Here is a 26570-nt window from a genome sequence, read left to right on the forward strand (position 1 = left end):
CGAGCATGTAATCTTTCATATCTTCTAAGTATATAAAATGCTGTTTCAGCTTGTAAGCAGTTGTTTAGTCTATTAAGTTACGATTTAGCATGGTGTGCAGCAGCCCCTCCATCGTGGAATGCTCCGCGACAGCATCTACCAGGAGCCCCGCTTCACGCGCTGTACGCGCCGTTATCTCGCCGATACATACGATTCGAGTTCGATTCAAGAGCTCAATGGCATCATCCGCGCCTTGGCGGCGTATAAGCTCCAGCAGATTCGTTACAGTTGAGGAACTGGTAAACGGGATGCAATGGATCGCGCCTTCGCGCAGCAGCTCCAGCATATGAGGATCATCCTGCTCCGGCAGTATAGTCTCGTAAATGTCTATTTCATCTACTTCTATACCTGAAGTACGCAGCTGTTGCCCTAGCCACGGACGAGCCAGATCCCCTCTTGCCATCAACACACGCTGTCCAGGTGATAGTTCCTTTTCTAACAAGGTCCATAATCCTTCTTGGCTGAATTGCTCCGCTACGAGATCTGGAATCAAACCATACTCTCGCATCGCCTCTGACGTCTTAGGGCCGACCGAGACAATTCGCAGTCCGCCGAGCTTACGAACATCCATTTCTAAGCGGCGCATATGCTCCATCCAATAATGAACACCGTTAATGCTCGTTAGGATCAGCCAGTCATACTGACTGAGCTGATTGAGTCGTAATTCTACTTCTTCTAGCGCTGCGGTGGATACCGGCATCCTCGTTTCGATCACGGGATATTCATATGGCTCGCCGCCCAGATCTTCTATCGCTCTAACGAAGGATGCGGATTGAGCACGAGCTCTTGTCACTAATATGCGCTGTCCGAATAACGGACGCAGCTCAGCCCACTGCAGCTGATCCCGCTCTAGAACAACATCACCGATCACGATGACGGCTGGAGAACTGAAGCCGATTCGTTCCACTTCATCAGCAATTGTCGACAACATGCCTGTTAACGTCGACTGCTCAGCATAAGTTCCCCAACGCACGAGCGCGACTGGCGTATTCGGATCACGGCCGCAGCGGATAAGCTGCTCAGCGATAAATCGCAGATTGCCTACGCCCATCAAGAAGATGACCGTGCCGACAGCCTTCGCCAGTCCTTCCCAAGAAACGAGATTCGCAAGCTGGTCCTGCTTCTCATGTCCTGTTATGACGGTGAAGGAAGAAGATCGGTCACGGTGAGTGACAGGTATGCCCGCATACGCGGGCGCAGCCACAGCCGAAGTGACGCCAGGCACGATCTCATACGTGATGCCATGCTGCTTCAGCAAGGCGGCCTCTTCGCCCACCCGCCCGAATACGCACGGATCTCCGCCTTTCAGCCTGACGACTGTCTGACCTGCTGACGCCAGCTCGACGAGCAGCTCATTAATCTGCCGCTGCTCCATAGCATGACGTTCCGGCAGCTTGCCGACATATATCTTGCGCGCCCCCGGCTTCGCCATCTGAACTAAGCGCGGCCCCGCCAAGCGGTCGTATACGACGACATCTGCTTCCTGCAAGCAGCGGAGTCCCTTGACGGTGATAAGGCCGGCATCTCCCGGCCCTGCACCGACTAGGAACACTTTGCCGTGCTTGACTGCATCGGGTGGATATTCCGCTCCCCCCGCATTTCCCGTCGCTCCTGCAATGCCGACATCCTGCTCTCCCACACGCTTCATCCTCTCCACTGGGACAATATGTGATCGGCTCCTCGCTCGATCAGTTGTTCAGCCACCGCTGTACCGAGCTTCTCTGGTTGATTCAACGTTAATGATGCGCTAAGAATTGTGCTTCCATCCGGAGTGCCTACGAGACCCGTCAGACGGATCATACCGTCGGCGCCTTCCTGTGTCGCATAAGCGCCAATCGGAACTTGGCAGCCGCCGTTCAGCTTGCCAAGGAACGCCCGCTCTGCGCTTACCGTCTCGGCTGTTGCCTGACAGTGGTAACGCTCCAGCAGCCTCAGAAGCTGTTCATCATTGGTTCTGCACTCGATGGATAGTGCGCCTTGACCAACCGCAGGCAAGCAGACATCGGTTGGAATATACGAAGTTATCTTGTCTTGCCAGCCCATGCGGTGGAGTCCGGCAGCAGCTAGAACGATGGCATCGAACCCTTCGGTCTCCAGCTTCTTCAATCGGGTATCAATATTGCCGCGCAGCGACTCAATCTGAAGATCAGGGCGCTGTGCTTGAAGCTGAGCAGCTCGACGCAAGCTGCTAGTTCCCACCTTAGCTCCATGAGGCAGATCGTCCAGAGATGAGCCGGTACGCATAATTAAACAATCGCGCGGATCCTCTCGCTTCGGAATCGCACCGATGCACAGACCTTCTGGAAGCTCCCATGGCATATCCTTCATACTATGAACAGCCATATCGATCTCTTCGTCCAGCAGCGCTTGCTCAATCTCTTTCACAAACAGCCCTTTGCCGCCAACCTTGGACAAGGTGACATCCAAGATTCGATCTCCCTTCGTCACAATCTTATGGGTTTCAAACTGAAAGGGCAATTGTTCTTCTCGACATATCGCTTCCAGCGCAGCTATAACATGCCCCGTTTGCGTCAATGCCAATGCGCTCTGTCTCGTACCTACTCGTATCGTTCTCATCCTGTTTCCTCCCCGGATTGTCCTAGCTGCGATATCTGATTCCATTGCCGTTGTTCCCATTGAGACCACTCTGGAAACGGCTCTTTTCGCTCCCATGCCGCCCAGCATAGATCACTATAACGGCGCAGCCATTCCATGCGCTGCTCATCATGCTCGATATGACGCTGTGCTTCGCTCCGAGCTCTATGCAGCTTATCCGCAAGCACAGCTATTCGATCATCGATAATATGGTCAACCTTATCTATGATATGACGTGTCAGCGTTGGGCTTGCTCCACCTGTGGAAACAGTAACTTGTACTGGCCCGTATCGAAGCACGCCTGGATTGGTAAAGTCAGACCTCGTTGACGCATGAGCCACATTTACGAGAACCTGTGCCGCCTGGCAATCGATAGCTACTTGTTCATTTACTATGGGATCATCCGTAGCCGCGAACACGAGACATGCGCCATTGATATCGCACTCCTCATATTCACGCTCCACGTGCTGAATCGCACGCTGCTCAACTAGTTCTGCCAATTCAGCAGACAGCACAGGGCTGATGATCTTAATCTCAGCTCCGCACTCCAGCAGCTGCCTTATCTTTCTTGTCGCAACCCGACCTCCGCCTATCACTGTGCACAGCTTGCATTTCAGATTCAACATAATAGCATATTGCGGATAATCGTGCTCCTCATCAAGCCCCGTATCATTCCCCATCATTTCTACACCCCTAACCAGCGATGAAATGTGCTCACGGAATTCAAACAACAGTTGATCAGCATGGCTGAAAAGCATATCAAATTAAAACAAGCAACCTGCAAGCCCGTTAGCTTCTTCCTTTTACGTTTGACGATATAAATACCGTACAAACATAGGGATACAGCTGTAAGCAGCACCTTAGAGTCAAGCAGGATTTCAACGCGCCCCCCTAAAAATACGGCACCAACCGCTACCGATAGAGATAGTAGAAAGAAGGCAACGCCGATCGACGCAGCAAGCAAGGATGCTTGCTGTATACGTTCCAGGCTTGGCATGCGGCGCACAGCGTCAGACCATTTTCTCGATTTGAGCCGATGATGGAGAAATATATACATTCCCGCGTACACGGCGCTTATCATAAGCACCGCAAAGCCTCCTGCCGCCAGAGCAACATGGAAGGTTAGTATATTGCGCATCATCTCCCATTCCATCAAAGCCGAAGGAGACGTAGGATCAAGCAGCATATTTATTATAATTACGGCAAAGCCGAATAAATTCACAAAAAATACGATGAATTCGATATGAAAAAATCGATTGATGACAAGTGATGCCGTCACCAGCGCCCACGAAATTAGAAACATAAACTCATAGCCGCTGAACATGGGCATATCCTGATGACGAAACAGCCTTACTACTAAAAAAGCCGTCTGCATCACCCATACAAAAACAAGAAGCCCTGTGCCCATCCGCTTCGCTCCCCGATTAACACCCACAACATCGGAAAAATAAAACAGAAGGCTCAGGGCATATGTGTAAATGATCGCATCATATATCCACGTACTGGTTACCATGTAACCCCGTCGCCTCCCGTCGTCAACCACTCACCACGTGACGGTCGCCCACGACAGAGCAGGTCTGATTCGCTCTGAATCATCAACCTCTCCATTCGCTTGATGCGCTAAATTGCGCTTCTGCGCACCGCTTCGGTCGGCATCGTTATTTTTCATATCATGATCCCCATCATGTTTCAGCTCGTGGCTCAATGCGAACAGCTCAGTAAAATATTTCAACGCATCATCACCATTATGGTCAGAGGCAAGCTCTTTCAGCTGTAAAATAGGGTCATGCATAAGTTGATTCAGCATACTTTTGGAAAGCCTGCGAATAATCTGAGCTTCTCGTTCCGTAAGATCGGGAAGCTTGTTGAACATGCTGGTCATGGTTTCTTGATGAATTCGATCCGCCTTCGCTTGAAGGGCGCGGATAAGCGGAGACACGCCAAGCATATTAAGCCATTGATGATATTGATGTATCTCTCCGCGAATCATCGCCTCAATCTTGACGGCTTCTTTTTGACGCTGCGCCAAATTGCTCTCTACGATACCTTCCAGGTCATCAATGTCATATAGAAATACATTCGATAGATCCGATATCGCCGAGTCTAGATCTCGAGGAACTGCAATATCGATCAGGAATATGGGACGAGCACGTCTATTCTTCATGGCGCGTTCAACATCCTCTTTATGAAGAACATAGCCTGGTGAACCAGTTGAGCTGATCACGATGTCAGCATCAACAAGCAACTGATCCACTTGATCCAATGTGCATGATCTGCCGTTATATTGTTTAGCTAATTGCTCCGCCCGCTCGAGCGTACGATTGGCGACCATAACCTCCGCCGCACCATTTGCGTACAGATGCTTAACCGTTAACTCGCTCATCTTGCCTGCTCCCAGGATAAGTACCTTTTTACCTGAAAAAGAGCCGAATATCCGTTTACCCAGCTCAACTGCCGCATAGCTGACAGATACTGCATTATCGTTTATATTCGTTTCTGCATGCGCACGCTTCGCCAGCGTTATTGCCTGCTTGAACAAGTGGTTAAAGCAAGTGCCTGTTGTGCCCTGCTGCTGCGCGAATAAGAAGGCTTGTCGAATTTGTCCTAATATTTGCGTTTCACCAACGACCATTGAATCTAGGCCGGCAGCGACTCGGAACAAATGTTCAACAGCCTGATCACCTTCATGGATATACAGGTACGGAGTAAACTCCTGTCTAGACATACCATACCATTGCTCCATGAATCCACGTATGAAATGTCCGCACATGTGCAGCCGATCCACGACAACATACATTTCCGTACGGTTGCAGGTAGATACGATGACGCATTCAAGTACACTCTTAACTTGTCTAAGATGATGAACGGCATCGGCCCACTGAGCCTCGGGCAGCGCAAATTTCTCACGAATTTCGACTGGAGCCGTTCGATAGTTCATGCCGACGACGACTACATGCATCGATGTTCACCTGCTTTATACGTAATTAGAACAGAATTGTAATAATAATAATTCTCATTATAACATAATTCACAAAATTGACTTCCGACAAATTTGAATAAACATTGAAAATGATTCCAGTTCTAGTGTCTCAGCCGGATCTCATCCTTATACATGAAATGAAGGATAATTTTGCTATGTGAGTTAGCGATAGAAGCACACATGAACCCTATATCGAAAAAAGACCCATCGAGCATAACTCGACGGGTCTTAATGACGCTGCGACAATCAATGCCGCTGTAAAGCATATCCTACGTTCGTCGTACCGGTGCTGTTCACGCTGGACGTATTACACAAGCTCCGTAACATTCATCTCTGGCGTTTCTACTTTCAACTCACCAAGTCCTCGAACCAATTTTTTCGCGTAAGTCTTCTCTGGTTTCAACACCGATACCAGGTAATCAATGGCCAGTTGCGGATCAACTGTTTCTCCGCAGGTGTAACAGTCGATTGCAGCAAATTTCCGCTCAGGATAAGTGTGGATGGACAAATGACTCTCCGACAACAATACGAGCACTGTAGCTCCTTGAGGTTCAAATTGCTTAGATTGGACCGACAACACTGTCGCTCCACAAGCTTCTGCAGCCTCTACCAGTTGAGACTGGAGGAAATCAGCATCATTAAGTAAGTCAAAATCGACTCCCCACGTGTCAACAGCAACGTGTCTTCCGAAAGTTGAGTATTCCATCTTTCGGTTCCCCCTTCCTAGGAATAAAATGTTTGAAATAAATTTCATCCGCTAGGACCTACGTCATTCACTTCCCGAGGGAAAAATCTCTCGCAACATACAATGTCCTGAGTGAATCCTGGTTCCTATAATGTTTTCAACGAGATTAAAAATAACATCTAACGCTGATTATTGCAACTACTTTTTTTGTAAATCGCCGGGCCTCTTAATCCGAACATTAATTACCTACTTTCACCATATGATTCGGATGCCTGTACCGTGATAGCGATTCTGCTAGGTTATGGATAATTATCGTTCGTCTCAACACGATGCCTTCACTGTATTCGCCATGTTATGACACCGCAATCGTTCAGCTCGTTCAGAAATCGGGCCTTGGATGGATCGTAAATATTTAGAAAAAGGCACGCTGTATATGCTATGCACGCTGTGGACAAAGTGGTTCCGACCATTGCGCATAGAAAGCGCACATCCATTAAAAAAAAGCCGCATCTCCTGAGTAGAAGATACGGCCTCTCTTATTAACATCATGTATTATTCCTAAGCTTCCAACATAAACAGCTGTTGAACCATGGATTGCAGTTCGCCATCGATGCCAGTGAGCTCATCGGGATCATGCGTACGGTTGCGTTCGTCAAGCAGCTGGTTGATGCGGTGCTGGATCTCTCCAATTTGCCGTTCGACCGTCTTCTTCACGAACACATGCTGCAGCTTGCTAGCCGTATCCTTTTGTTCGTATACGATTCGCGTCTCGTCTCCCTTGTTCTCCACGATCTTGGTAACTGAACCATCCTCGTAAAAATAAGTGATCGTAAATCCAGCAAATACCCGATTCACAATCGCTTCTCCACGGAAAGTAGACATAAGCTTCTGCATAATTTGAGTAAGTATTGGATGCCGCAGTCGGCAAGATGTCGCACAGACATACCGACTCCCTTGCTTTTCAAACAAGAAAGTAATCTCATCGCCCTTTCCGTCCTCAAGAACCACTTCTTGAGATCCATTTTCCAATACTTTAACATGCCAGCCTATCGGCTGTCCGACTAAAGATTGCAGTAACCGGGTCAACTGAGCTTCTGTCAACTGCATTCGGGCTTTCACATACTCTGTGGCTAATCGTCTAGCCATAAATATCTCCTCAATTCCTTCATGCTTAATGTGCATGCAATCATTATACTACAGCCGTTAACTCAATTCCTGTTTACCGGCCTTGATAATTGAGTAGATTCTTCAAAAAAACGGAACAATTCCGAATTCCGCTCAAATAATCACCGTTTTATTTACGCTCAATCCGTTCCTCCACGTATTTCCATGCAGTGTTGCGAATTGTTTTGCATGCTTGTCCTACGCTATACATGAGAATAAGCCGTTATTCCGCCGTTTCTTGCTCCACCTGCTCGCCAGTTCCAGCAGCTTCAACGATCACTTCCCACAACTCATCTCTGCCTGCTCCTGTCTCAGAAGAGAACATAATTAATTTGTGATCAGGACGCATCAGCAGCGATTTGCGGATCTCTTTGAGATGGGATGCCCATTTGCTGCGCGGCAGTTTATCTGCCTTCGTGGCGACCACACACAATGGAATGTTGTAATGGGACAACCAGTCATACATTAGAATATCATCCTTGCTCGGCGGATGGCGGAGATCAACTACCTGTAGTGCAAGCTTAAGCGGCTCACGGTCCTGGAAGTAGGCCTCAATCATTCGTCCCCACTCCTGACGCTGTGTCTTGGACACTTTGGCGAAGCCATAACCCGGCACGTCTACGAAGTAGTAAGCATCATTAATCCGGTAATAGTTCAAATGCTGCGTCTTGCCCGGCTGAGAGCTGGTACGCGCGAGATTACGGCGTTGAATGAGACGATTGATGAGTGATGACTTACCGACATTAGAGCGCCCTGCGAGTGCGATTTCCGGCAAACCATCTTCTGGATATTGAGCAGGTCCAACTGCGCTAATAATAAAGTCTGCTTGAGTAATTTTCATGTATGCTTTCACCTCGAATGATATGAATAACTGCGTTAACAGCATAATTGATTTATTGCATGAACAACAGCGGGCGCCTAAAACAGCGCCCGCTGTATAGATGCTATATTGAACTGTCCTGATCCTCCAGAATCGCATGCTCCAGCACTTCATCCAGATGCTCCACAGGCACAAAGGTCAGCTCTTGACGCACACTCTCTGGAATCTCTTCCACATCGCGCACATTATCGCGAGGGAATACAACCTTCTTAATTCCAGCTCGATGCGCCGCTATAACCTTCTCCTTCAAGCCGCCGATCGGCAATACTCTGCCGCGCAGAGTAATCTCCCCCGTCATCGCGACTTCCTTCGATACATAGCGCTTCGTCAGAGCAGATACTAGCGCGGTAGCCATCGCTATGCCTGCAGACGGACCATCCTTCGGAATAGCGCCCTCCGGCACATGAATATGCACATCCAGCTTCTCATGGAAGCTAGGATCAAGATGCCATTGCTCGGCTTTTGCCCTTACATAGCTGAAGGCCGCCTGAGCGGACTCTTTCATCACGTCTCCCAGCTTGCCGGTAAGCAGCAGCTTGCCGGAACCTGGAACGACGCTTACCTCAATGCTGAGCGTATCCCCGCCGACTTCCGTCCAAGCTAAGCCGGTCACCATGCCAATCTGATCATCCTTCTCCGATTGGCCATAACGATAGCGCGGAATGCCCAGATACGATTCCACCTCATCCGCCGATACCGTCACCTGCTCGACTTTTTCAGATACGATTCGTCTCGCCGCCTTACGGCATAATGCCGCTAAGCGCTGCTCAAGCTGCCGCACGCCAGCTTCACGGGTATACAGACGAATGACCTTGCGAATCGCTTCCTCATCCAACTGTACCTGCTGTTCCTCCAGCCCATGATCACGCTTCTGCTTCGGCAGCAAGTGTCGAACCGCGATCTGCAGCTTCTCCAGCTCCGTATAGCCGGACAATGGAAGAAGCTCCATCCGATCTAAGAGCGGCCGAGGGATATTATGAACCGCATTCGCTGTCGTTACAAACATCACGCGTGACAGATCGACCGGAAGCTCGATGTAATGATCGCTGAACGAATTGTTCTGCTCCGGATCCAGTACTTCCAGCAAGGCTGAAGCAGGATCGCCTCTAAAGTCAGCCGCCATCTTGTCGATCTCATCCAACAGCATCACCGGATTCACCGTGCCAGCTGTCTTCAAGCCTTGCACGATCCGTCCTGGCATCGCTCCCACATAAGTGCGGCGATGACCGCGAATTTCCGCTTCATCCCTCACACCGCCGAGCGAAATACGGACAAACTGTCGTCCTAGCGACTTGGCGATCGATCTCGCCAACGAGGTCTTACCGACACCCGGAGGTCCAACTAGACATAGAATGGGTCCTTTCATGCGCTTCACCAGCTGTTGCACAGCCAAGTATTCCAGCACACGTTCCTTGGGCTTCTCCAGGCTGTAATGATCCGCTTCCAGAACAGCTTCTGCCTTAGCCAGATCCAGATCATCCTCTGAGCTCTTGCTCCACGGCACGGATAATAACCAATCAATATAATTGCGAACAACGGAGCTCTCCGCTGAATTAGGCGGCATCTTCTCCAGTCGATCAATTTCCTTCGCAAGCTTCTCTTTCACCTTATCAGGAGCTTCAAGCTCCTGCACCTGCTGACGGAGCTCATCCATCTCGCCAGTTCGGCCTTCTTTATCACCGAGCTCCTTCTGGATCGCCTTCATCTGCTCGCGCAAATAGTATTCCTTCTGCGTCTTCTCAATCTGCTTCTTGACCTGCGAATTGATCTTGCGCTCAAGCTCCAGCACTTCGCTCTCATTGTTCAAGAGCGACAACAGCAGGGATAATCGTTCCTTCACGTTCTTCGTTTCAAGAACCTGCTGTTTATCCTTTATCTTAAGCGGGAGATGACTCGCAACGACATCAGCAAATCGTCCAGGCTCCTCAATATCGGATACCGTCGCCAAGGTTTCCGGTGTTACCTTCTTGGATAACGTGACATAGCTCTCAAACTGAGCGAGCAATGTCCGCATCAACGCTTCTATCTCTGCAGTCTTGTCATTGATATCATCAATCACTTGAACTTGCACTTCAAAGAATTCCTCGTTCGATACGTATTCCATTATCTCCGCACGCGATACTCCTTCCACCAATACGCGTATCGTACTGTTCGGAAGCCGCAGCATCTGGCGCACCTTCGCCATCGTACCGACTTGGTATATATCTTCTGTAGTCGGTTCCTCTACGCTAGTTTCCGATTGTGAGCAGAGCAGCAGCATCTGATCTTCCATCATCGCATGCTCTAACGCCTTCACGGATTTGTCGCGGCCGACATCCAGATGAAGCACCATGCTTGGATAGACGAGCAGTCCTCTAAGCGGAAGCAGAGGCAAGGTCCGTCCCTTTGCAAGTTTAAGCCCCATGGATATGGCACCCCCAAGCTATCTAGATAGATGTCTATTTCAATTTCTACTATATATTCACCAATTGTACCAAATTGAGTGACTCAACGCCAATGAGCAATCCCGCCGTTAATCAGCGGGACTTGCTTCGGAAGCGTCAGCGTGCATAAGCGGCATAGAAGCGCCTGAAGTACGTTCAAACGGTTTAGGCAGCTCCAGCGATTCTTCCTGCCATTGCGAACCGAACGTGTGACGCAGCACTTCATCAAAATACTCAACGGGAACAACCTGCAGTCCTTCTAAGCCCGCAAATATTTCCTGCCAATTTTCCTTCGGAATAATGACCTTCTTCGCCCCAGCCTGGAATGCGGCCTCCACCTTCGCCAGCACGCCTCCAACCGGCTTTACACGACCATGTACGCTCATCTCACCCGTTATAGCGAGCTCGTGATCCACCGGCCAATGATTGATGGCGGACGCAATCGCTACGGCCATGGCTATACCAGCCGAAGGGCCATCTACAGGAGAACCGCCTGGGAAATTGATGTGCAGATCGAAATTAGCCGTTTCAAAGCCGCTGTTTCGCAGCACGGTGAGCACATTTTCAATAGAACCCTTCGCCATGCTCTTCCGACGCAGCGTGCGTGATCCACCGCCCAATTCCTCTTCCTCAACCACACCTGTAATCGTATATTTGCCTTGACCGTTCTTTACACGGATCGCGGATACTTCAATCTCCAGCAGAGCACCCATGTTAGGTCCATACACCGCCAGTCCGTTCACTAGACCGACTTGAGGCTCGCTTCCTACCTTCCGATCCGGACGAGGTGAGATCTGACTGCTGTTGATGACCCATTCCACATCTGCCGCACCAATACTCGAACGTCCCTCTGACAGCGCCAATCCGACCGCCAACTGAATGATATTAACGGCCTCACGTCCGTTCGTCGCATACTTCTTCAGTACGCTGACCGATTCCGGTGAAGGCGGGAATCCAATCTTCTTGATCGCATGCTCGGCAATCGTTTCGATTTCTTCTGCTAGCAGCGGTCTAAAAAATATCTCCATGCAACGAGAACGCAGAGCTGGTGATATTTCCTGAGGTGAGCGCGTAGTTGCCCCTACCAGACGAAAGTCAGCAGGCAGGCCGTTCTGGAAAATATCATGGATATACGTCGGAATATGTGTATCCTCCGAATTATAATAAGCGCTCTCCAGGTACACTTTGCGGTCCTCCAGCACTTTAAGCAGCTTATTCATCTGGATAGGATGCAGTTCGCCTATCTCATCGATAAACAGAATGCCGCCGTGCGCCTTTGTCACTGCGCCCGGCTTCGGCTGCGGAATGCCGGCAACCCCCATCGCGCCTGCTCCTTGATAGATCGGATCGTGCACGGAACCGATGAGCGGATCCGCTATGCCTCGCTCGTCGAATCGCGCCGTTGTCGCATCGATCTCCGTGAACTTCGCCTCCTGCGTGAATGGCGAGCTTGGGTTCTTCTTCGCCTCCTCGAGAATAACGCGGGCGGCCGCAGTCTTGCCCACTCCCGGCGGGCCGTAGACGATAACGTGCTGCGGATTAGCGCTGCAAAGCGCAGCCTTTAGAGCGCGCAGGCCATCGCGCTGACCGACGATGTCATTCATCGTCACGGGGCGCGTCTTCTCGGCGAGCGGCTTCGTGAGTGTGATCGAGCGCATCTTGCGCAGCTTATCCATTTCCTTGCGCGATTCACGGTCAACCGCGCTGCGATTAGACTTCTGACTACGCAGCAGGTTCCAGAAGTATATACCGATCACGATCGCAAAGAAAGCGTTGATCAGCATTAAGATCATACTTAAATTCATAATTGTTCATCCTCCCGAAGGGTACCTTATCCATTTACTTTCTCTTCAAAAGCACTATAGGCACAAAAAATCCGGCAAAGTTTAATACTTGGTAGTATTGCCCTTAGCCGGATTCCTTATAAGCAGGTTACAAACAATTAGCCTGACTGCTCAATAATTTCATATTCAGTTTAGTTATTCGGACGATCCCAACATTCTACATTTTTCAGACCAGGAACGGAATCCTTATAAAATTGCGGCTCTTTCCCTTGCTTCCGCTGTTCCCGATAATCCTTAAGAGCTGCAAATGCAAACTTCCCGAGGAACAAGATCGCTACCAAATTGATCACGGCCATTAAGCCCATGAACAAGTCAGCCATATTCCATACGAGTGAAATTTTCGCTACCGAGCCAAACATAACCATGGCAACAACGCCGATTCGATAGACCGTCAGCCAGCCTTTCTTCTTCGTTATAAATTCAATGTTGCTCTGACCATAGTAATAGTTACCGATCAGGGAACTGAACGCAAACAGGAAGATGGCAATGCCGATGAAATATTGTGCCCAATCGCCTATTTCTGCTGCAAGTGCTTGCTGCGTCAATTGAATTCCATTCATTTCGCCGGTTGTAGGAACACCAGAGAACAAAATGATAAACGCTGTCGCGCTGCACACGAGAAGGGTATCTACAAATACGCCAAAGGATTGAATCAAGCCTTGTTTAACAGGGTGGCTTACAGTTGCTGTCGCAGCAGCATTCGGTGCGCTACCCATACCTGCCTCATTCGAGAACAAGCCTCGCTTAACACCGTTCATCACAGCGGCACCGATACCACCAGCCACCGCTTCCTCGAATCCAAACGCATTGCTGAAAATGAGACTGAACACTTCAGGAATCTGTTCATAGTTCATAATCATAACTACTACCGCAATCCCGATGTATCCAAGTGCCATAACTGGAACAACCACTGACGATACTTTCGCTATTCGCTGAACACCGCCGAAGATCGTCAGAATGACCATTATGGAAAGAATGATACCTATCGTCACAGGATTAATATCAAACAAATCGCCAAACGATGCACTCACTGTATTTGCCTGCACAGAGTTGAATACGAAGCCAAAGCTGAAGGTGATCAATAGAGCAAAGATAATTCCCAACCAGCGAGCATTGAGTGCTTTTTCCATGTAATAAGCTGGTCCGCCGCGGAACGTTTCACCGTCTCGAACCTTGTAAATTTGCGCGAGTGTAGATTCGATAAAGGAAGAAGCGGCGCCAATAATCGCAATAAGCCACATCCAGAACACAGCACCAGGTCCCCCTAGTGTAATCGCAATCGCAACGCCCGCTAGGTTTCCGGTACCAACTCGTGATGCCGTACTCATCGCAAATGCCTGGAATGAGGAAACGCCTTTCTTATTCTTCTTCTCTGATGGTTCTGTCGTATCGTCATCATCTTTTTTAGTGTCACGACCCAGAAGGATTCGGAACGTTTCGCCAATCGCCGTTAGCTGGACAAACCCCGTTCGGAACGAGAACCATACTCCCGCAACAATCAAAACAACAATAAGCATCAAGTACATCTTATCATTGAATAATAAGATGAAATCATTAAGTTTATCCATCATGCATTGCACCCTTTCTAGTAGTTAGTTATCGCATTTATGGTGTAATGTCATGTTTCCTTACATAACACATTTTTTGATTGTACCTTATCTTTGTGGAAAGTGAAAGTTTTTGCCCTATTGAAACTTAATTAAGTTCATAATACCAGTGATAATTTTTTTTGATCGTTATGTAAAATTTTCTAAATCGCCAATTGAAACCGTGTTCAATTGGCATTTTTTCTTGTATTATGGAAATAATGTTCAATTCTTGTCGTATGACGATCATTCGAGTCGTATCCTTTACAAATAGATCCGACGCTCATGAGGAGGAAGTTTCGTGTATAAGCAGGGAACAACAACTTGGAGATGGGTCTGGATGCGGGGACCAAACCAGCCCGCTGTTCAGTTTTCTATCTCTCCTCGAATCGCCATCAGCGCGATTATTCTGTTGGTCTGTCTTATAATATCGCTCATAACAGGGCTTATCATGTATGTTCAGCATAATCGTGAACTCACAGAGATTAATGCAGCCCTGCAATCACAGATAGAGCAGCAGCAAACTGCAATCGCCGCTTTAGAAGCCGATCTAACTGTACTGAATCAAGAATCTGCTCTCATGCAGAGTCAAATGGATAAGGTCTCTAAGCTGGAACAACAGCTGCAGCAATATATCCAGTTATCTGCAGACAGTGTCGCTGCCAAGCTTGCTCTTCCTACGGAAGTTCAATCAACCGAATCCAGCGAGAAACCAAGACTGCATTCCTTACGTATAAACCCAACTACTCTATCTCAAGAGCAGGATTCAGTTGGAGGTGAATTCGTTTCACCGCCTGCTCCCACAGGTTCTCAAGCACCTCATTCATCAACTGATGACATGCTGCAGCAGCTCGATCATATGATGACGACCATTCTACGATGGGATAAGGATATACCCGAGCTGTTAATACAAGCTGAGGTCATAAAGAAGGAGCTGAATGCAATACCAACCTTATGGCCAACTACAGCCACGCGCATCACATCGACATTTGGGACTAGGGATGATCCATTTAATCGAAGAGAAGCGTTTCATAACGGCCTAGATATCGGAGGCTCTATAGGCGAGTCAGTGCTGGCAGCCGCAGATGGGACTGTCATAGAAGCAGGGTACGATTATGCCAGAGGAAATTACATCATTATTCGTCATACTGCGAATATAACAACACGATACTTGCATCTGTCCGAGATTCTGGTCGAGAACGATCAAGCTGTGAAGATGGGAACCCAGATTGGCAAGCTGGGGAATTCGGGCCGCAGCACAGGACCTCACCTGCATTTTGAAATTCATAAGCTCGATATGCCATTGGATCCCTTGTCAATGCTCGTTTCCCCCTAATATTTCATAGTTCATAGGAGTAGGAGGATGTCCATGTTTAATAAGAATACGACCAACAAACGCCCTCCCGGCACAGACACTATTGTTGGACAAGCCAGCCGCTTTGAAGGCAAGCTTCATTGCGAAACGGATCTGCATATTGAAGGGAAGATTGTCGGAGATATCACTTGTACGAGAGATGTTATGATCGGGGACACCGGCTCTGTGTCGTCCAATATACAAGCAGCTAATCTTATTGTAGCCGGCGAACTTAACGGCAACGTGAACGTAAGCGGGAGCTGCGTTATTGAGCCTACTGGCAGACTTAACGGCGATGTCGTGAGCGCTACTTTCATTATTAAAGAGGGCGGAACCTTCAACGGAACAAGCCACATGGATAAGAAGCATGCCTCAGGCGGTCAATCCAAACCTGAACCAGCCGCTTCAACCAGCGTCTAAGCTGGAACAGCAAAAAACCTCCAGTCTCACCGCTTCTAAGCAAGCGTGACTGGAGGTTCTTTATTGATATTAACTTATCATGACGATTCGTACTTCAAGATCTCAACTTATTGATGCAGATGCTGCTTGCGCCCAGGAATCTCACCCGTACGCTCGTACACCTCTACAATGTTGTCGATTTCCTTCTTCAACTCGTTCAGCAGCTCAGCCTCCGGCACTTTGCGGATCATCTGACCGTATCGGAACAGCAATCCTTCTCCGCGAGCGCCCGCAATGCCGATATCAGCTTCGCGCGCCTCACCAGGTCCGTTAACAGCGCATCCGAGAACCGATACCTTGATCGGAACTTTGACGTTAGCAATGTATGCCTCAACCTCGTTAGCGATGGAGAACAGGTCAATATCCAAGCGACCGCAAGTCGGACAAGATACCAGAGTCGCAGCATTCGTGATCAAGCCAAATGACTTCAGCAGTTCACGCGCAACCTTTATTTCTTCAACAGGGTCAGCGCTCAAGCTAATGCGCATCGTCGACCCGATGCCCATCGATAACAGCGCGCCGAGACCTGCCGCACTCTTAACTGTGCCGGAGAACAGCGTGCCGGCTTCAGTAATACCCAAGTGCAGCGGATAAGGAATTACCTCAGCTGCTTTCGTATAAGCTGCGATTGCCATCGGCACGTCTGAAGCTTTCAAGGATACGATGATATCGTGAAAATCAAGCTCCTCTAATATGCCGATATGGAACAAGGCACTCTCCACCATCGCCTCTGGAGTCGGATACCCGTACTTCTCCAGCAGATGGTTTTCGAGCGAGCCTGCATTAACACCGATACGAATCGGAATACCTCGCTCCTTACAAGCTTTTACAACCGCTTCAATCTTCTCGCGCTTACCGATATTGCCCGGATTGATCCGAACTTTATCGATTCCGTTCTCAATTGCCTTCAACGCAAGTCGATAATCGAAGTGAATATCTGCAACAAGCGGGATATGAATCTGCTTCTTGATCTCCTTGATCGCTTCAGCAGCTTCTGGATTGTTGACAGTTACACGAACTAATTGGCATCCAGCTTCTTCAAGGCGGAGAATTTCCGCTACTGTAGCTGCAACATCAGCGGTCTTCGTCGTACACATACTTTGAATAAGTACTTCATTGCTCCCGCCGATTGTGAGGTTGCCAACTTTAACCGGTCTAGTCTGTTGACGCAAATACATGTTCATTCTCCCTCCTATCGGTTGAACGACGGAAAAGCGCCCTTAGGCGCTTTCCTCTTTCTTCTTCTCCGTCGTTAATTCCGGAATGATTCGTTCACGAACAACCTGCTCTGTTATACGGCAAGTCGTAATATCATCACGCGAAGGCACTTCATACATCACATCAAGCATGATTCCTTCGATGATCGCGCGTAAGCCGCGTGCGCCCGTGTTGCGTTTAATCGCCTCACGCGCAATCGCTTCTAGTGCGCCCTCTTCGAATTCCAGCTTCACGTTATCCATCTCAAGCAGCTTCTGATACTGCTTCGTCAGCGCATTCCTAGGCTCGCTCAAAATGCGAACCAATGTATTCTCATCGAGCGGCTCGAGTGTAGAGATGACTGGCAGACGTCCTACGAACTCCGGAATAAGACCGAACTTCAGCAAGTCCTCTGGAAGCGTCATCGATAAGTATTCTCCAGCCTTCAGATCTTTCTGTCCGCCGTCAGCATTAAAACCGATTACTTTCTTGCCGACACGGCGCTTAATAATTTGCTCTAGGCCATCAAATGCTCCGCCGCAAATGAATAAGATATTCGTCGTATCGATCTGAATGAACTCTTGATGAGGATGCTTGCGTCCACCTTGCGGTGGAACAGAAGCGACTGTGCCCTCAAGAATCTTAAGCAATGCTTGCTGCACACCTTCGCCAGATACATCGCGTGTAATCGAAGGGTTCTCTGACTTGCGGGCTACTTTATCAATCTCATCGATGTAGATGATGCCTCGCTCAGCCTTCTCCACATCGTAATCAGCTGCTTGAATGAGCTTCAGCAAAATATTCTCAACGTCTTCACCGACATACCCGGCTTCCGTCAAGGAGGTTGCATCCGCAATCGCAAATGGAACGTTCAAGATCCGAGCCATCGTTTGAGCCAACAGCGTCTTACCGGAACCCGTAGGACCTACCAGCAAGATGTTACTCTTCTGAAGCTCAACATCCTCGACCTTGCTCTGAGAATTAATTCGTTTGTAGTGATTATATACGGCTACAGACAGAGACTTCTTAGCTTGCTCCTGACCAATTACATATTGATCCAGGATAGAGCGGATCTCCTTCGGCTTCGGAATATCCTTCAGATCAACCTCGTCTTCATGACCGAGTTCTTCCTCTACAATTTCATTGCAGAGCTCTACACATTCATCACAAATATATACGCCTGGGCCCGCAACAAGTTTGCGAACCTGCTCTTGTGATTTACCGCAGAAGGAACATTTCAACTGGCCCTTCTCATCATTAAATTTGAACATTCGCTTCCCTCCTTACTTCGGCAATGAAGATCCCGGATGAAGCACCATATCAACGATGCCATATTCCTTCGCTTCATCTGCACTCATGAAGTAGTCGCGGTCCGTATCCCGTTCGATCTTCTCAAGCGGTTGTCCGGTACGGTCCACATAGATTTGATTGAGTTTCTGTCTTGTCTTGAGAATCCAATCAGCGTGAATCTTAATGTCCGCCGCTTGACCGCGAACACCGCCGAGAGGCTGGTGAATCATAATCTCGCTGTTAGGAAGCGCAAATCGTTTGTTCGGTGCTCCCGCTGTCAGCAACAATGAACCCATGCTGGCAGCCATGCCAACGCAGATCGTGGATACATCGGGTTTGATGTGATTCATCGTATCCATAATCGCCATACCGGCTGTTACCGAGCCGCCAGGGGAATTGATATAGAGATAAATATCCTTCTCCGGATCATCTGCCGCCAAAAACAACAATTGAGCAATGATGCTGTTCGCCACGTCATCATCAATGGCGCTGCCAAGGAAAATAATACGATCCTTGAGCAATCGGGAGTAAATATCGTAAGAGCGTTCGCCTCGATTCGTCTGCTCGATTACCATAGGTACCAGGTTCATGATTCTAACCTCTTTTCTTTATCAAGCTTTACAATCCTATACAATTGTATTTTATCATGTTCCAGCAACAATGTCATTTTCACACTGTTATTAAAGTGAAGTTCGTGCAAATATGTAGTTCCTTCGCTGGTCTTGCGACCATTACTAAGCCTAGATAGCAAAATAGAGTCATCTCGACTCATCATATGCCCATCTAAATATGTATGCCCTAACAAATATGTACCATACTCATGAAATGTGCAACATCACATGTTCTAAGGCTGCAAATGATGTTGCTTCGATATCGCTACAGCCGCTATCGTGAGGAAAAAATAAGGCACGCAATTTAAAATTGACGTGCCTTATCCTGTTGAACCGGGGGTATTATCCTCAGCCAATATATGCGATTAGTTGTTGTCTACCAAGAATTTAACTGTTTTGTGGATCAACGCTTCTTCACGAAGGTTCTCCAGGTTGCCGTTCTTCTCCAAGATCGTGCGGATTTCTTCTGCACTGCGTTGGTAAGCTTGTGCCATCTTCTCAAGCTCTTCCGCCAACTCTTCGTCAGAAACAGTCAGGTTCTCTTCTTTAGCAACTTGCTCGAGAACGAGGTTGTTCTTCACGCGCTTGTCAGCTTCTTTTTGCATTTGCTCACGAAGGTCAGCGATTGTTTGACCGGAAAGTGTCAAGAACATATCGATGTCCATTCCTTGCATGCGAAGACGGTTGTCAAGATCCTTCACCATGTGCTGAATCTCAGTTTCGATCATGGAGCGAGGAATTTCAACCTCAGCATTTTCGGAAACTTTCTCAACGACAGCAGCTTCACGAGCTTGTTCTGCTTCACGGTTCTTGCGATCTTGAATCTGCTTGGACAAGTCAGCCTTGTATTCTTCAAGAGTGTCGAACTCGCTAACATCCTTAGCAAACTCATCATCCAATACAGGAAGTTGCTTGCGCTTGATTTCGTGAACTTTAACTTTGAAAGTTGCAGGCTTGCCAGCAAGATTCTCAGCATGGTAGTGCTCAGGGAACGATACTTCAACATCTTTGAAGTCGCCTGTTCCAAGGCCAACTAATTGGTCTTCGAAACCAGGAATGAAGGAGTTGGAGCCGAGCTCTAGGTTGTAGCGCTCACCCTTGCCGCCTTCAAACGCTTCGCCATCGACAAAGCCTTCGAAGTCGATCACGACAGTGTCGCCATTCTTAGCTGTATCTTCGTCAACTACGATCAACTCAGCTTGACGCTGTTGTACGCGCTCCAGTTCAGCATTCAAGTCCTCTTCTGTTACTTCAACAGCAGTCTTTTCGATGTTCAGACCTTTGTATTCGCCAAGCTTAGCTTCAGGCTTAACTGTAACTTTAGCTTTGAACTTGAATGTTTGGCCTTTACCGAATTGCTCAACATCAACTTCTGGCTGGTCTACAGGTTGAATGTCGTGTTCTTTAACCGCTTGTGTGTAAACATCTGGAAGCAAGATATCAATGGCGTCTTGGTACAGACTTTCCACACCGTATTTTGCTTCGAAAATTTGGCGAGGCACTTTTCCTTTACGGAAACCAGGAACGTTCGCACGCTTTTGAACTTTCTTAAACGCTTGATCCAACGCTTCCGTTACGCGCTCCGCATTGACTTCTACTTCCAGAACACCAACGTTCTTCTCTATTTTTTCCCAGGTTGCTTTCATTTTATGCCTTCCCCTCCAAAAAGATCGCATGGCTAGAGTGTACCCTTGCACGTTCGAATAACCACTATATTATATCGAACAATAAATAGTTTTTCAAGGCAAGTCCTTCTACCATTGATTTCGTGCACATAATATTGTACGAATAGTATCCACTCATATACACGTAAAATGATTAAATCATACTATAGTATCAGCGCGCCTTTATCAATTCCTTCAACGCCTGATCATAACGCATACGTTGCTCGTCGCCGACCGCGTACATGCGCTTCACCTCAGTCTCTTCCTCTTCCAGATGAAGGAATCCAGCGACTAGTTTATGCAGTGCGGCAGCCCAGACATTCGAATCCGAATTATCATTGTCCTGCAGTTGATCATACAACACTGAGCCGTAGATAGCTCTTAGAAATTGTTGCCACATCTCCTCAGCAAAATAGGCTAAAGAAGGTTCTCGCAAGGATGCCGCATCATGAACATACTGAGCGGGCAATCGCAGCCTGTCTGGAAATGAGGCATAGTCCATCGGTGTGTGCTCTATATGAACGACAATCTGCTCACCTGCCCGCCAGAACGTAACCGCACCAGTGGCTCCTCTTCGCTTGAGTATCTGCAGCAATCCAAATTGAATGAGCGGATGAAGCGGCTCTGTCTCCATTATGAAGATAAGATCATCATTCAGATCCTCATCATCGACATTAGCCAGCTGCTCCAGCACGAGCCATTTGCGTTCATCTAATGTAATATCCTTGAGTGAATCCATCAAGCGACGAACATATTGGTCGTCCGTTTGCAGTTTCTTAGCGACTTGAGCTTGCAAGAGCTGCTCCTCAGACTCATCCTCAAGCTCTGTCTCATCCGGCCCCATATGTGTGGTCTGTGCCTGAGCCTGAGCTTCACTTCGGTTCCTTATTTCCGGAAACACCATTTGAAGCCAATCATACAACGCGCTCCATTCACTGCGAGTATCTTCCTCTTCCCCATCAAATTGCAGCAAAAATTCCAGAAGCTCCGCAGCTTCAGCATATCGTTCCGATTCGAGGAGTCGTGTCAGTTCTACCTGATAATACTGATACGTTTTGGGAAATAAGACAACATTATGTTTTCGGGCATGCTCTTCTTCTCTGTCTGTTATAAGTAACACCTGCCTTTACATGGAAGTTGCTTTTGCTTGTTATGTACTGTATTTATTGAAGAGAGCCCGTCACTTCTTATAGTGACCATTCCTTCATAAAATATCGCCGTATGCCTGCATTATACCATAATGTGCTTGACTTCTGCTGAGACGCAAACATACGCACTTACCACCACTTTACCCATTTCCCACAATATGAAAAACAATAATTTCTTCAATTTCTATTGCACAACAACAGTAATTTTGATAAATTCATAAATGTTCTTCAAAAAAAGCTTATATGTCCCAGTAGCTCAGCTGGATAGAGCAACGGCCTTCTAAGCCGTCGGTCGGGAGTTCGAATCTCTCCTGGGACGCCATACTTAATTACTCAAGCCCCCGACATGTCGGGGGCTTTTTTGTTGTCTAAAGAGATATTTTAAGTTCAGCATTAGTACCATAGGTTGTCCAATCCACCTAGTACGATCACTGTAGTGGATAAGCGCGGGCGTGATAACTTGGTTTTTCCCCGTTACAGCGTGCGGTGCACGCAGCAATGTGCGAGCGGAACAGAACTCGATAAATCACGTTGGTATTTCGCGGATTACAATCGGACCTATTTGGGGACAGTTGAATTCGGAGTGTTTGCGAGATATAAACGTTTGTTTTACGGTGCGGGCAAATCAATAACGGAAGATGGGAACGCCATATACATCGAGCCTGTCGCATGCAAAGTAAAGCATCGGGGTTATTTTAATTGCGGCATACTGTTTACACCTGTTTTGAAACGTTTATTACATATAAATGGGGCTGTCCCAAAAGTGGGGTTTTTCTACCTAAGGGGCCGGTAGCGGACACACGAGCCGCTATTTGCAGCAAACACCACTAATTCGCCATACTAGCGGACCGTAGAGCCGTTATTTGACCCGAATGAGTAGTTTAGTGCTGGTTTTGAAGCAAATAGCGTCATCTGTGTCCGCTAGCCCTCAAAAAATGCCCCGAAATCATGAAATAGCGGCCCCTGTGTCCGTTCAAGTGCAGGTTATACGGCCTTGCTGTCACTGTATGTGCTATCGGACAAAAAAACCGCTGATCCAGTTCACAGTCTCATCGACTAGGTAAGCAGTTTCTTATTGGTGTAGAAACAAAGAAGGGTTGACCCAAAAGACATGAGAAAAATGACTTTTAGGACAACCCTATTTTCCATACTATCTTATTTTATATTGATATTCTTTACCTTCGATGGTTAATAGTGCAGTAATGCTCTTATCAGATGTCTCAACTTCTTTAGGGACTTCCGCCAAGAATATTAACGTCCCCTTTTTTAAGGGCTCAATGCTGGTGATATTCGTATAAGTAAAATCTTCCCCTCCTCGATCCTCGATTGTAGAGAACATACTATACTCATACTTGTCATCGTACTTAATCTTACAATCTAAGAATGAATCTGCTCTCGTTCCTGAGCTACCAAGATTTTTCACTTCTATCGTTATTGCTAAATAAGTGGAGTCAGCCTCTTTTGATTCATAATACGTATAGAAGCTACCTGGTTTAGATGGTTCTACTTTCTTCCCGAATTTTGTATTAGTAATGGTATATTCGGCAACACCGTCAATTATCAATGCTTCATTCTTATTCATTGCCAGTTTCTCATCTTTTTGTTCTGTTTCTGCTGAACTAGGAGCGGCAGAAGTTGATTCCGAATTACTGTTAGAAGTACTTTTTAGTTGATCAGTAAGTTTCTGATTCTCCTTCTTTAGATCTTCTATCTCAGTTTTTAGTTCTTCTATTTCTTCATTATTATTGGGATTGCTCGCACTATCACCAGAAGAACATGCTGACACAAGTATTAGAGATGTAAGCATTAATACAAATAATATCTTTTTCTTTTTCTTTTTCATTTTATCCCCCTCGATGGCTTCTTGCTCATCCACGACAACACGATACGATGCTTTCCGCTTGCTATATGGATTCGTGAGTCATTATATTCAGTGTGTATTATCGCATATATAGGAATCTTCGAGAAGTAAAATTTTACATAATAAGACATGTTACGTGTAGTTAATGTGACATATCATAGAAGGTCTGACTCGTTCACCTTTACATGTATCGGTAGTAAACGGTCGGTCTGCGTCAGAATCATCAACAAGATACCAAAAAGTTTCCGATCCCTACGAATTGTGACAGCGGTGCAGAATAAATCGAGATATTTACATCGGATCACAACGCCGACAACACGAAAAAGCCCCGACATCATAACGATGACAGGGCACGATCTCTGTTGTGATTAAATATAGGATCTAATTAAATCCTTATACACTTTACTATAGATTTCATCTGGGATTGTTTCCTTGGCATGCTTTAATGGATCTTCGTAGCCCCTATCAGTTACAAAAGCTATAAAGTCATCTGTTTTATTTAGTAATTTTATAACGGGTTCCAGATCTTTTAGAACATCAATGAGAGTCATAGTAAATCTCTCACAATGATAATCATATAATTCATCTGAATAATTTGGTCCATCGCACAGGGCACCTGTATATTTGTCAAATTGTAAGCAAAGCTCCCAAACACGAGATTCATCAACCCCAATACAATCATCCACATGCATGAAATCGCCAATGCTGTATTTAATGCCATGGACCGTGTGTTTCGTATCAGCATAGCGTTCCTTCATCACGTAGTCCAGTTCATTTAGATTATTCCAGTAAATATGAACATCACTATTCCCTACATCGGACTCCAGCACTAACGCATAAACATTATAATTGTCTTCTGAAGCAGAAAAGTTCTCTAGCACTTTTGTGTAATATTCAACAAGCTCTTTTCTAAAAAGTTTATAGTCAATAGCATCTTCCATTCAGTCAGCACCTTTTCCTTTTTACATTTTATTTTACCACCCAAATTATCCCACACAAGTTATAATATTAGTTTTATACGATTAAAAAAATCTTATGGGAATCAAAATATTCACTGAACAACTCAAACTACCAATTCCCTAACAAATAATATCTGACACCTCTTGAAATCTCCCAAGCTTGGATATATATTCAATTATCGTTCATGATAAAATAGTAGAGTAAATGTTGTAAAAACAGATTGATGGAGGAGAAACCTTTGGATAAAAGTTTAGAGCAATATTTAAATGAGTGTGAGAGCAAGTTTCCAGTGGGTGGAGCCATTGTAATTTCTAAAAATAGTAATGTAATATACGCCAAAGGGTTTGGCAAAGCACGTTTAGGTGAGGATGCAATAGATTTTACACCGGATACATTGGTTAGTATTCAAAGTGTATCAAAGAGTTTCGCAGCGGCATCTATTATGAAATTAGTTGAGGACAATCTTGTATCGTTAGATGCTCCTCTTGTTGACTATCTTCCTTACTTTCAAACAACGGATAAAAGCATTAGCGATCAGATTACGGTTAAGCAGTTATTGTCACATACAACAGGGCTCCCGGGAGATCTAGCGATTGGTAATCTAATTACTCCTAATAGGCAGGAGTTTACCGCATTCGATACCTTGAAAAGTCAATTTGGGATTACGGATGACGATCTCGAGAGAATTCATACTCCTGAAGATGTGACCAGGTATTTAAGAAATGTCACATTAGAATGTGAACCAGGCAAGAAGTGGAGTTATTGTACAGATGGTTATATCGTTGTTGCAGATTTATTTGAGAAAGTCAGTGGTATGAGATGGAACGATTATTTAGAAAATGAGTTAGTGCCGAATTTGAACCTAGATCGAACAACATTGAACTATAAAAAAGTAATGCAGGATAGCAATAGCGCATCATACTACACTAATAATGGAGATGCTTTTGTCAACATAGTAAGACCTGATGCTCATATGGATGTATTCAGTACGCCCTTTCCGATTAATCCAATAGGGGCACCAATGGGATTTATATATTCTACTGCGAATGATCTCACTACATATTTATCTTCTTATATGCAGGAAGAATCTTTTCTGACGAAGGAATCAATATCCGCCATGACGGAGTCTATAGGGAAAATAGATGATGATGGGAGTTACGGATTAGGATGGGCAACTTGGAACAATAACGGATACAAGGTAGTTGAACATGGTGGCGGATTTATAGGAGTCAGTTGCAATATAAGCATGGTTCCGACGGCGGGAATAAGCATTGTTGTGGTGTCTAATCATGACCAAACCCCAGCTTATCTGATCTGCAAGGATATTGTAGATATATTGTTAGCAGATTCTTAATAAACCGGAATTTAGGTAAGATCCTGACATGTCGAGACTTTCCTGATAGCCTGAGGAGCTGTATACGCAGCTCCTTCTTTTCATTAGAATGGTTTTATTTTCAATATATCTATTAACTGTTTAATGTCATCTTGCCTAATCGATCCATGCTGCTGCTGAGCATCATACATCACGTCTATCGACCTGCTATCTGATGAAATCCATATCATATACACAACACTTGGAGCTGTATTCGTTGATTCCACCTTATAATCTGCCTGACGCTCTATAGCAAGGTTTCCATCTACCCATGATGCGTTATTCAATATCGTAAATAAAGATAATGAGAGCTCATCAGTCAAGATTGGCTTATGTTCAATATATTCGGTGCCATCCAGTGAACTAACCTTAAACTTAATGATTTTATTTTCCATCTGAGGTTTTGAACTACAAGCTACACTAGTAATCAAGATACATATGAAAATGGCAAATAGTAT

General features: G+C 46.5%; 22 protein-coding genes and 1 tRNA gene. 4 read left to right on the forward strand and 19 right to left on the reverse strand.

All coding sequences use genetic code 11. The features are described 5' to 3' along the window. Window positions 1-64 precede the first annotated feature (64 nt). From cobA to ACXX53_RS11500, 11 genes are all read right to left on the reverse strand, one after another. A complete protein-coding gene (gene cobA / locus ACXX53_RS11450; protein WP_458568785.1) occupies window positions 65-1687 on the reverse strand; it encodes a uroporphyrinogen-III C-methyltransferase in 1623 nt (540 codons plus the stop codon). Next, window positions 1684-2616 (reverse strand): hydroxymethylbilane synthase, encoded by a 933-nt coding sequence (gene hemC / locus ACXX53_RS11455; protein ID WP_458568786.1) that lies wholly within the window; start codon window positions 2614-2616, stop codon window positions 1684-1686. The genes cobA and hemC overlap by 4 nt, the downstream gene beginning before the upstream one ends. After that, window positions 2613-3314: a precorrin-2 dehydrogenase/sirohydrochlorin ferrochelatase family protein gene (locus tag ACXX53_RS11460; RefSeq protein WP_458568787.1), complete on the reverse strand. Its 702-nt coding sequence runs from the start codon at window positions 3312-3314 to the stop codon at window positions 2613-2615. The genes hemC and ACXX53_RS11460 overlap by 4 nt, the downstream gene beginning before the upstream one ends. Window positions 3315-3319: 5 nt before the next feature. Continuing rightward, on the reverse strand, window positions 3320-4147 hold the full coding sequence (locus ACXX53_RS11465; RefSeq protein ID WP_458568788.1) for a cytochrome C assembly family protein: 828 nt from the start codon (window positions 4145-4147) through the stop codon (window positions 3320-3322). Window positions 4148-4177: 30 nt separating this feature from the next. Beyond that, window positions 4178-5593 carry a glutamyl-tRNA reductase gene (gene hemA / locus ACXX53_RS11470; RefSeq protein ID WP_458568789.1) on the reverse strand — a complete coding sequence of 472 codons (1416 nt, stop codon included), beginning with the start codon at window positions 5591-5593 and terminating at the stop codon, window positions 4178-4180. 328 nt (window positions 5594-5921) lie between these two features. Continuing rightward, window positions 5922-6320 (reverse strand): adenosylmethionine decarboxylase, encoded by a 399-nt coding sequence (gene speD, locus ACXX53_RS11475; RefSeq protein WP_458568790.1) that lies wholly within the window; start codon window positions 6318-6320, stop codon window positions 5922-5924. 537 nt (window positions 6321-6857) lie between these two features. Beyond that, window positions 6858-7445 carry a non-ribosomal peptide synthetase module gene (locus ACXX53_RS11480; protein WP_458568791.1) on the reverse strand — a complete coding sequence of 196 codons (588 nt, stop codon included), beginning with the start codon at window positions 7443-7445 and terminating at the stop codon, window positions 6858-6860. Window positions 7446-7686: 241 nt separating this feature from the next. Next, window positions 7687-8304, reverse strand: a complete 618-nt coding sequence (gene yihA / locus ACXX53_RS11485) for a ribosome biogenesis GTP-binding protein YihA/YsxC (protein ID WP_458568792.1) — start codon at window positions 8302-8304, stop codon at window positions 7687-7689. A 103-nt stretch (window positions 8305-8407) separates the two neighbouring features. Next, a complete protein-coding gene (gene lon, locus ACXX53_RS11490; RefSeq protein WP_458568793.1) occupies window positions 8408-10747 on the reverse strand; it encodes an endopeptidase La in 2340 nt (779 codons plus the stop codon). Window positions 10748-10855: 108 nt separating this feature from the next. Further along, the gene (gene lonB / locus ACXX53_RS11495) at window positions 10856-12571 is read right to left on the reverse strand and encodes an ATP-dependent protease LonB (protein WP_458568794.1); all 1716 of its coding nucleotides are present in this window, start codon (window positions 12569-12571) and stop codon (window positions 10856-10858) included. A 170-nt stretch (window positions 12572-12741) separates the two neighbouring features. Continuing rightward, the gene (locus ACXX53_RS11500) at window positions 12742-14178 is read right to left on the reverse strand and encodes an alanine/glycine:cation symporter family protein (RefSeq protein ID WP_458568795.1); all 1437 of its coding nucleotides are present in this window, start codon (window positions 14176-14178) and stop codon (window positions 12742-12744) included. A 319-nt stretch (window positions 14179-14497) separates the two neighbouring features. Here ACXX53_RS11500 and ACXX53_RS11505 point away from each other — a divergent pair, with 319 nt between their 5' ends. Further along, window positions 14498-15532 carry a peptidoglycan DD-metalloendopeptidase family protein gene (locus ACXX53_RS11505; RefSeq protein WP_458568796.1) on the forward strand — a complete coding sequence of 345 codons (1035 nt, stop codon included), beginning with the start codon at window positions 14498-14500 and terminating at the stop codon, window positions 15530-15532. A 33-nt stretch (window positions 15533-15565) separates the two neighbouring features. Continuing rightward, complete coding sequence (locus ACXX53_RS11510; RefSeq protein ID WP_458568797.1) at window positions 15566-15970, forward strand: bactofilin family protein; 405 nt, start codon at window positions 15566-15568, stop codon at window positions 15968-15970. 107 nt (window positions 15971-16077) lie between these two features. Here the strand turns inward: ACXX53_RS11510 and ispG are convergent, their stop codons facing one another. The 5 genes from ispG to ACXX53_RS11535 form a co-directional block, all read right to left on the reverse strand. Then, window positions 16078-17187, reverse strand: a complete 1110-nt coding sequence (gene ispG, locus ACXX53_RS11515) for a flavodoxin-dependent (E)-4-hydroxy-3-methylbut-2-enyl-diphosphate synthase (RefSeq protein ID WP_458568798.1) — start codon at window positions 17185-17187, stop codon at window positions 16078-16080. Window positions 17188-17229: 42 nt separating this feature from the next. After that, window positions 17230-18477, reverse strand: a complete 1248-nt coding sequence (gene clpX / locus ACXX53_RS11520) for an ATP-dependent protease ATP-binding subunit ClpX (protein WP_458568799.1) — start codon at window positions 18475-18477, stop codon at window positions 17230-17232. 12 nt (window positions 18478-18489) lie between these two features. Then, on the reverse strand, window positions 18490-19086 hold the full coding sequence (gene clpP / locus ACXX53_RS11525) for an ATP-dependent Clp endopeptidase proteolytic subunit ClpP (RefSeq protein ID WP_458568800.1): 597 nt from the start codon (window positions 19084-19086) through the stop codon (window positions 18490-18492). 386 nt (window positions 19087-19472) lie between these two features. After that, window positions 19473-20753 (reverse strand): trigger factor, encoded by a 1281-nt coding sequence (gene tig / locus ACXX53_RS11530; RefSeq protein ID WP_458568801.1) that lies wholly within the window; start codon window positions 20751-20753, stop codon window positions 19473-19475. A 190-nt stretch (window positions 20754-20943) separates the two neighbouring features. Further along, the gene (locus ACXX53_RS11535) at window positions 20944-21891 is read right to left on the reverse strand and encodes a hypothetical protein (RefSeq protein WP_458568802.1); all 948 of its coding nucleotides are present in this window, start codon (window positions 21889-21891) and stop codon (window positions 20944-20946) included. A gap of 273 nt (window positions 21892-22164) precedes the next feature. Between ACXX53_RS11535 and ACXX53_RS11540 the strand changes: the two genes are divergently transcribed. Then, window positions 22165-22241, forward strand: a tRNA-Arg gene (locus ACXX53_RS11540). Between the two features lie 828 nt (window positions 22242-23069). Here ACXX53_RS11540 and ACXX53_RS11545 read toward each other — a convergent pair. Then, complete coding sequence (locus ACXX53_RS11545) at window positions 23070-23795, reverse strand: bZIP transcription factor (RefSeq protein WP_458568803.1); 726 nt, start codon at window positions 23793-23795, stop codon at window positions 23070-23072. A 353-nt stretch (window positions 23796-24148) separates the two neighbouring features. Continuing rightward, window positions 24149-24721 (reverse strand): hypothetical protein, encoded by a 573-nt coding sequence (locus tag ACXX53_RS11550; protein ID WP_458568804.1) that lies wholly within the window; start codon window positions 24719-24721, stop codon window positions 24149-24151. 242 nt (window positions 24722-24963) lie between these two features. Between ACXX53_RS11550 and ACXX53_RS11555 the strand changes: the two genes are divergently transcribed. Beyond that, window positions 24964-26094 carry a serine hydrolase domain-containing protein gene (locus ACXX53_RS11555; RefSeq protein WP_458568805.1) on the forward strand — a complete coding sequence of 377 codons (1131 nt, stop codon included), beginning with the start codon at window positions 24964-24966 and terminating at the stop codon, window positions 26092-26094. An 83-nt stretch (window positions 26095-26177) separates the two neighbouring features. On the opposite strand, the gene ACXX53_RS11560 is transcribed toward ACXX53_RS11555, so the two are convergent. After that, complete coding sequence (locus ACXX53_RS11560; RefSeq protein ID WP_458568806.1) at window positions 26178-26507, reverse strand: hypothetical protein; 330 nt, start codon at window positions 26505-26507, stop codon at window positions 26178-26180. Window positions 26508-26570: the final 63 nt, after the last annotated feature.

It is taken from the genome of Paenibacillus marinisediminis (genome assembly GCF_054343325.1).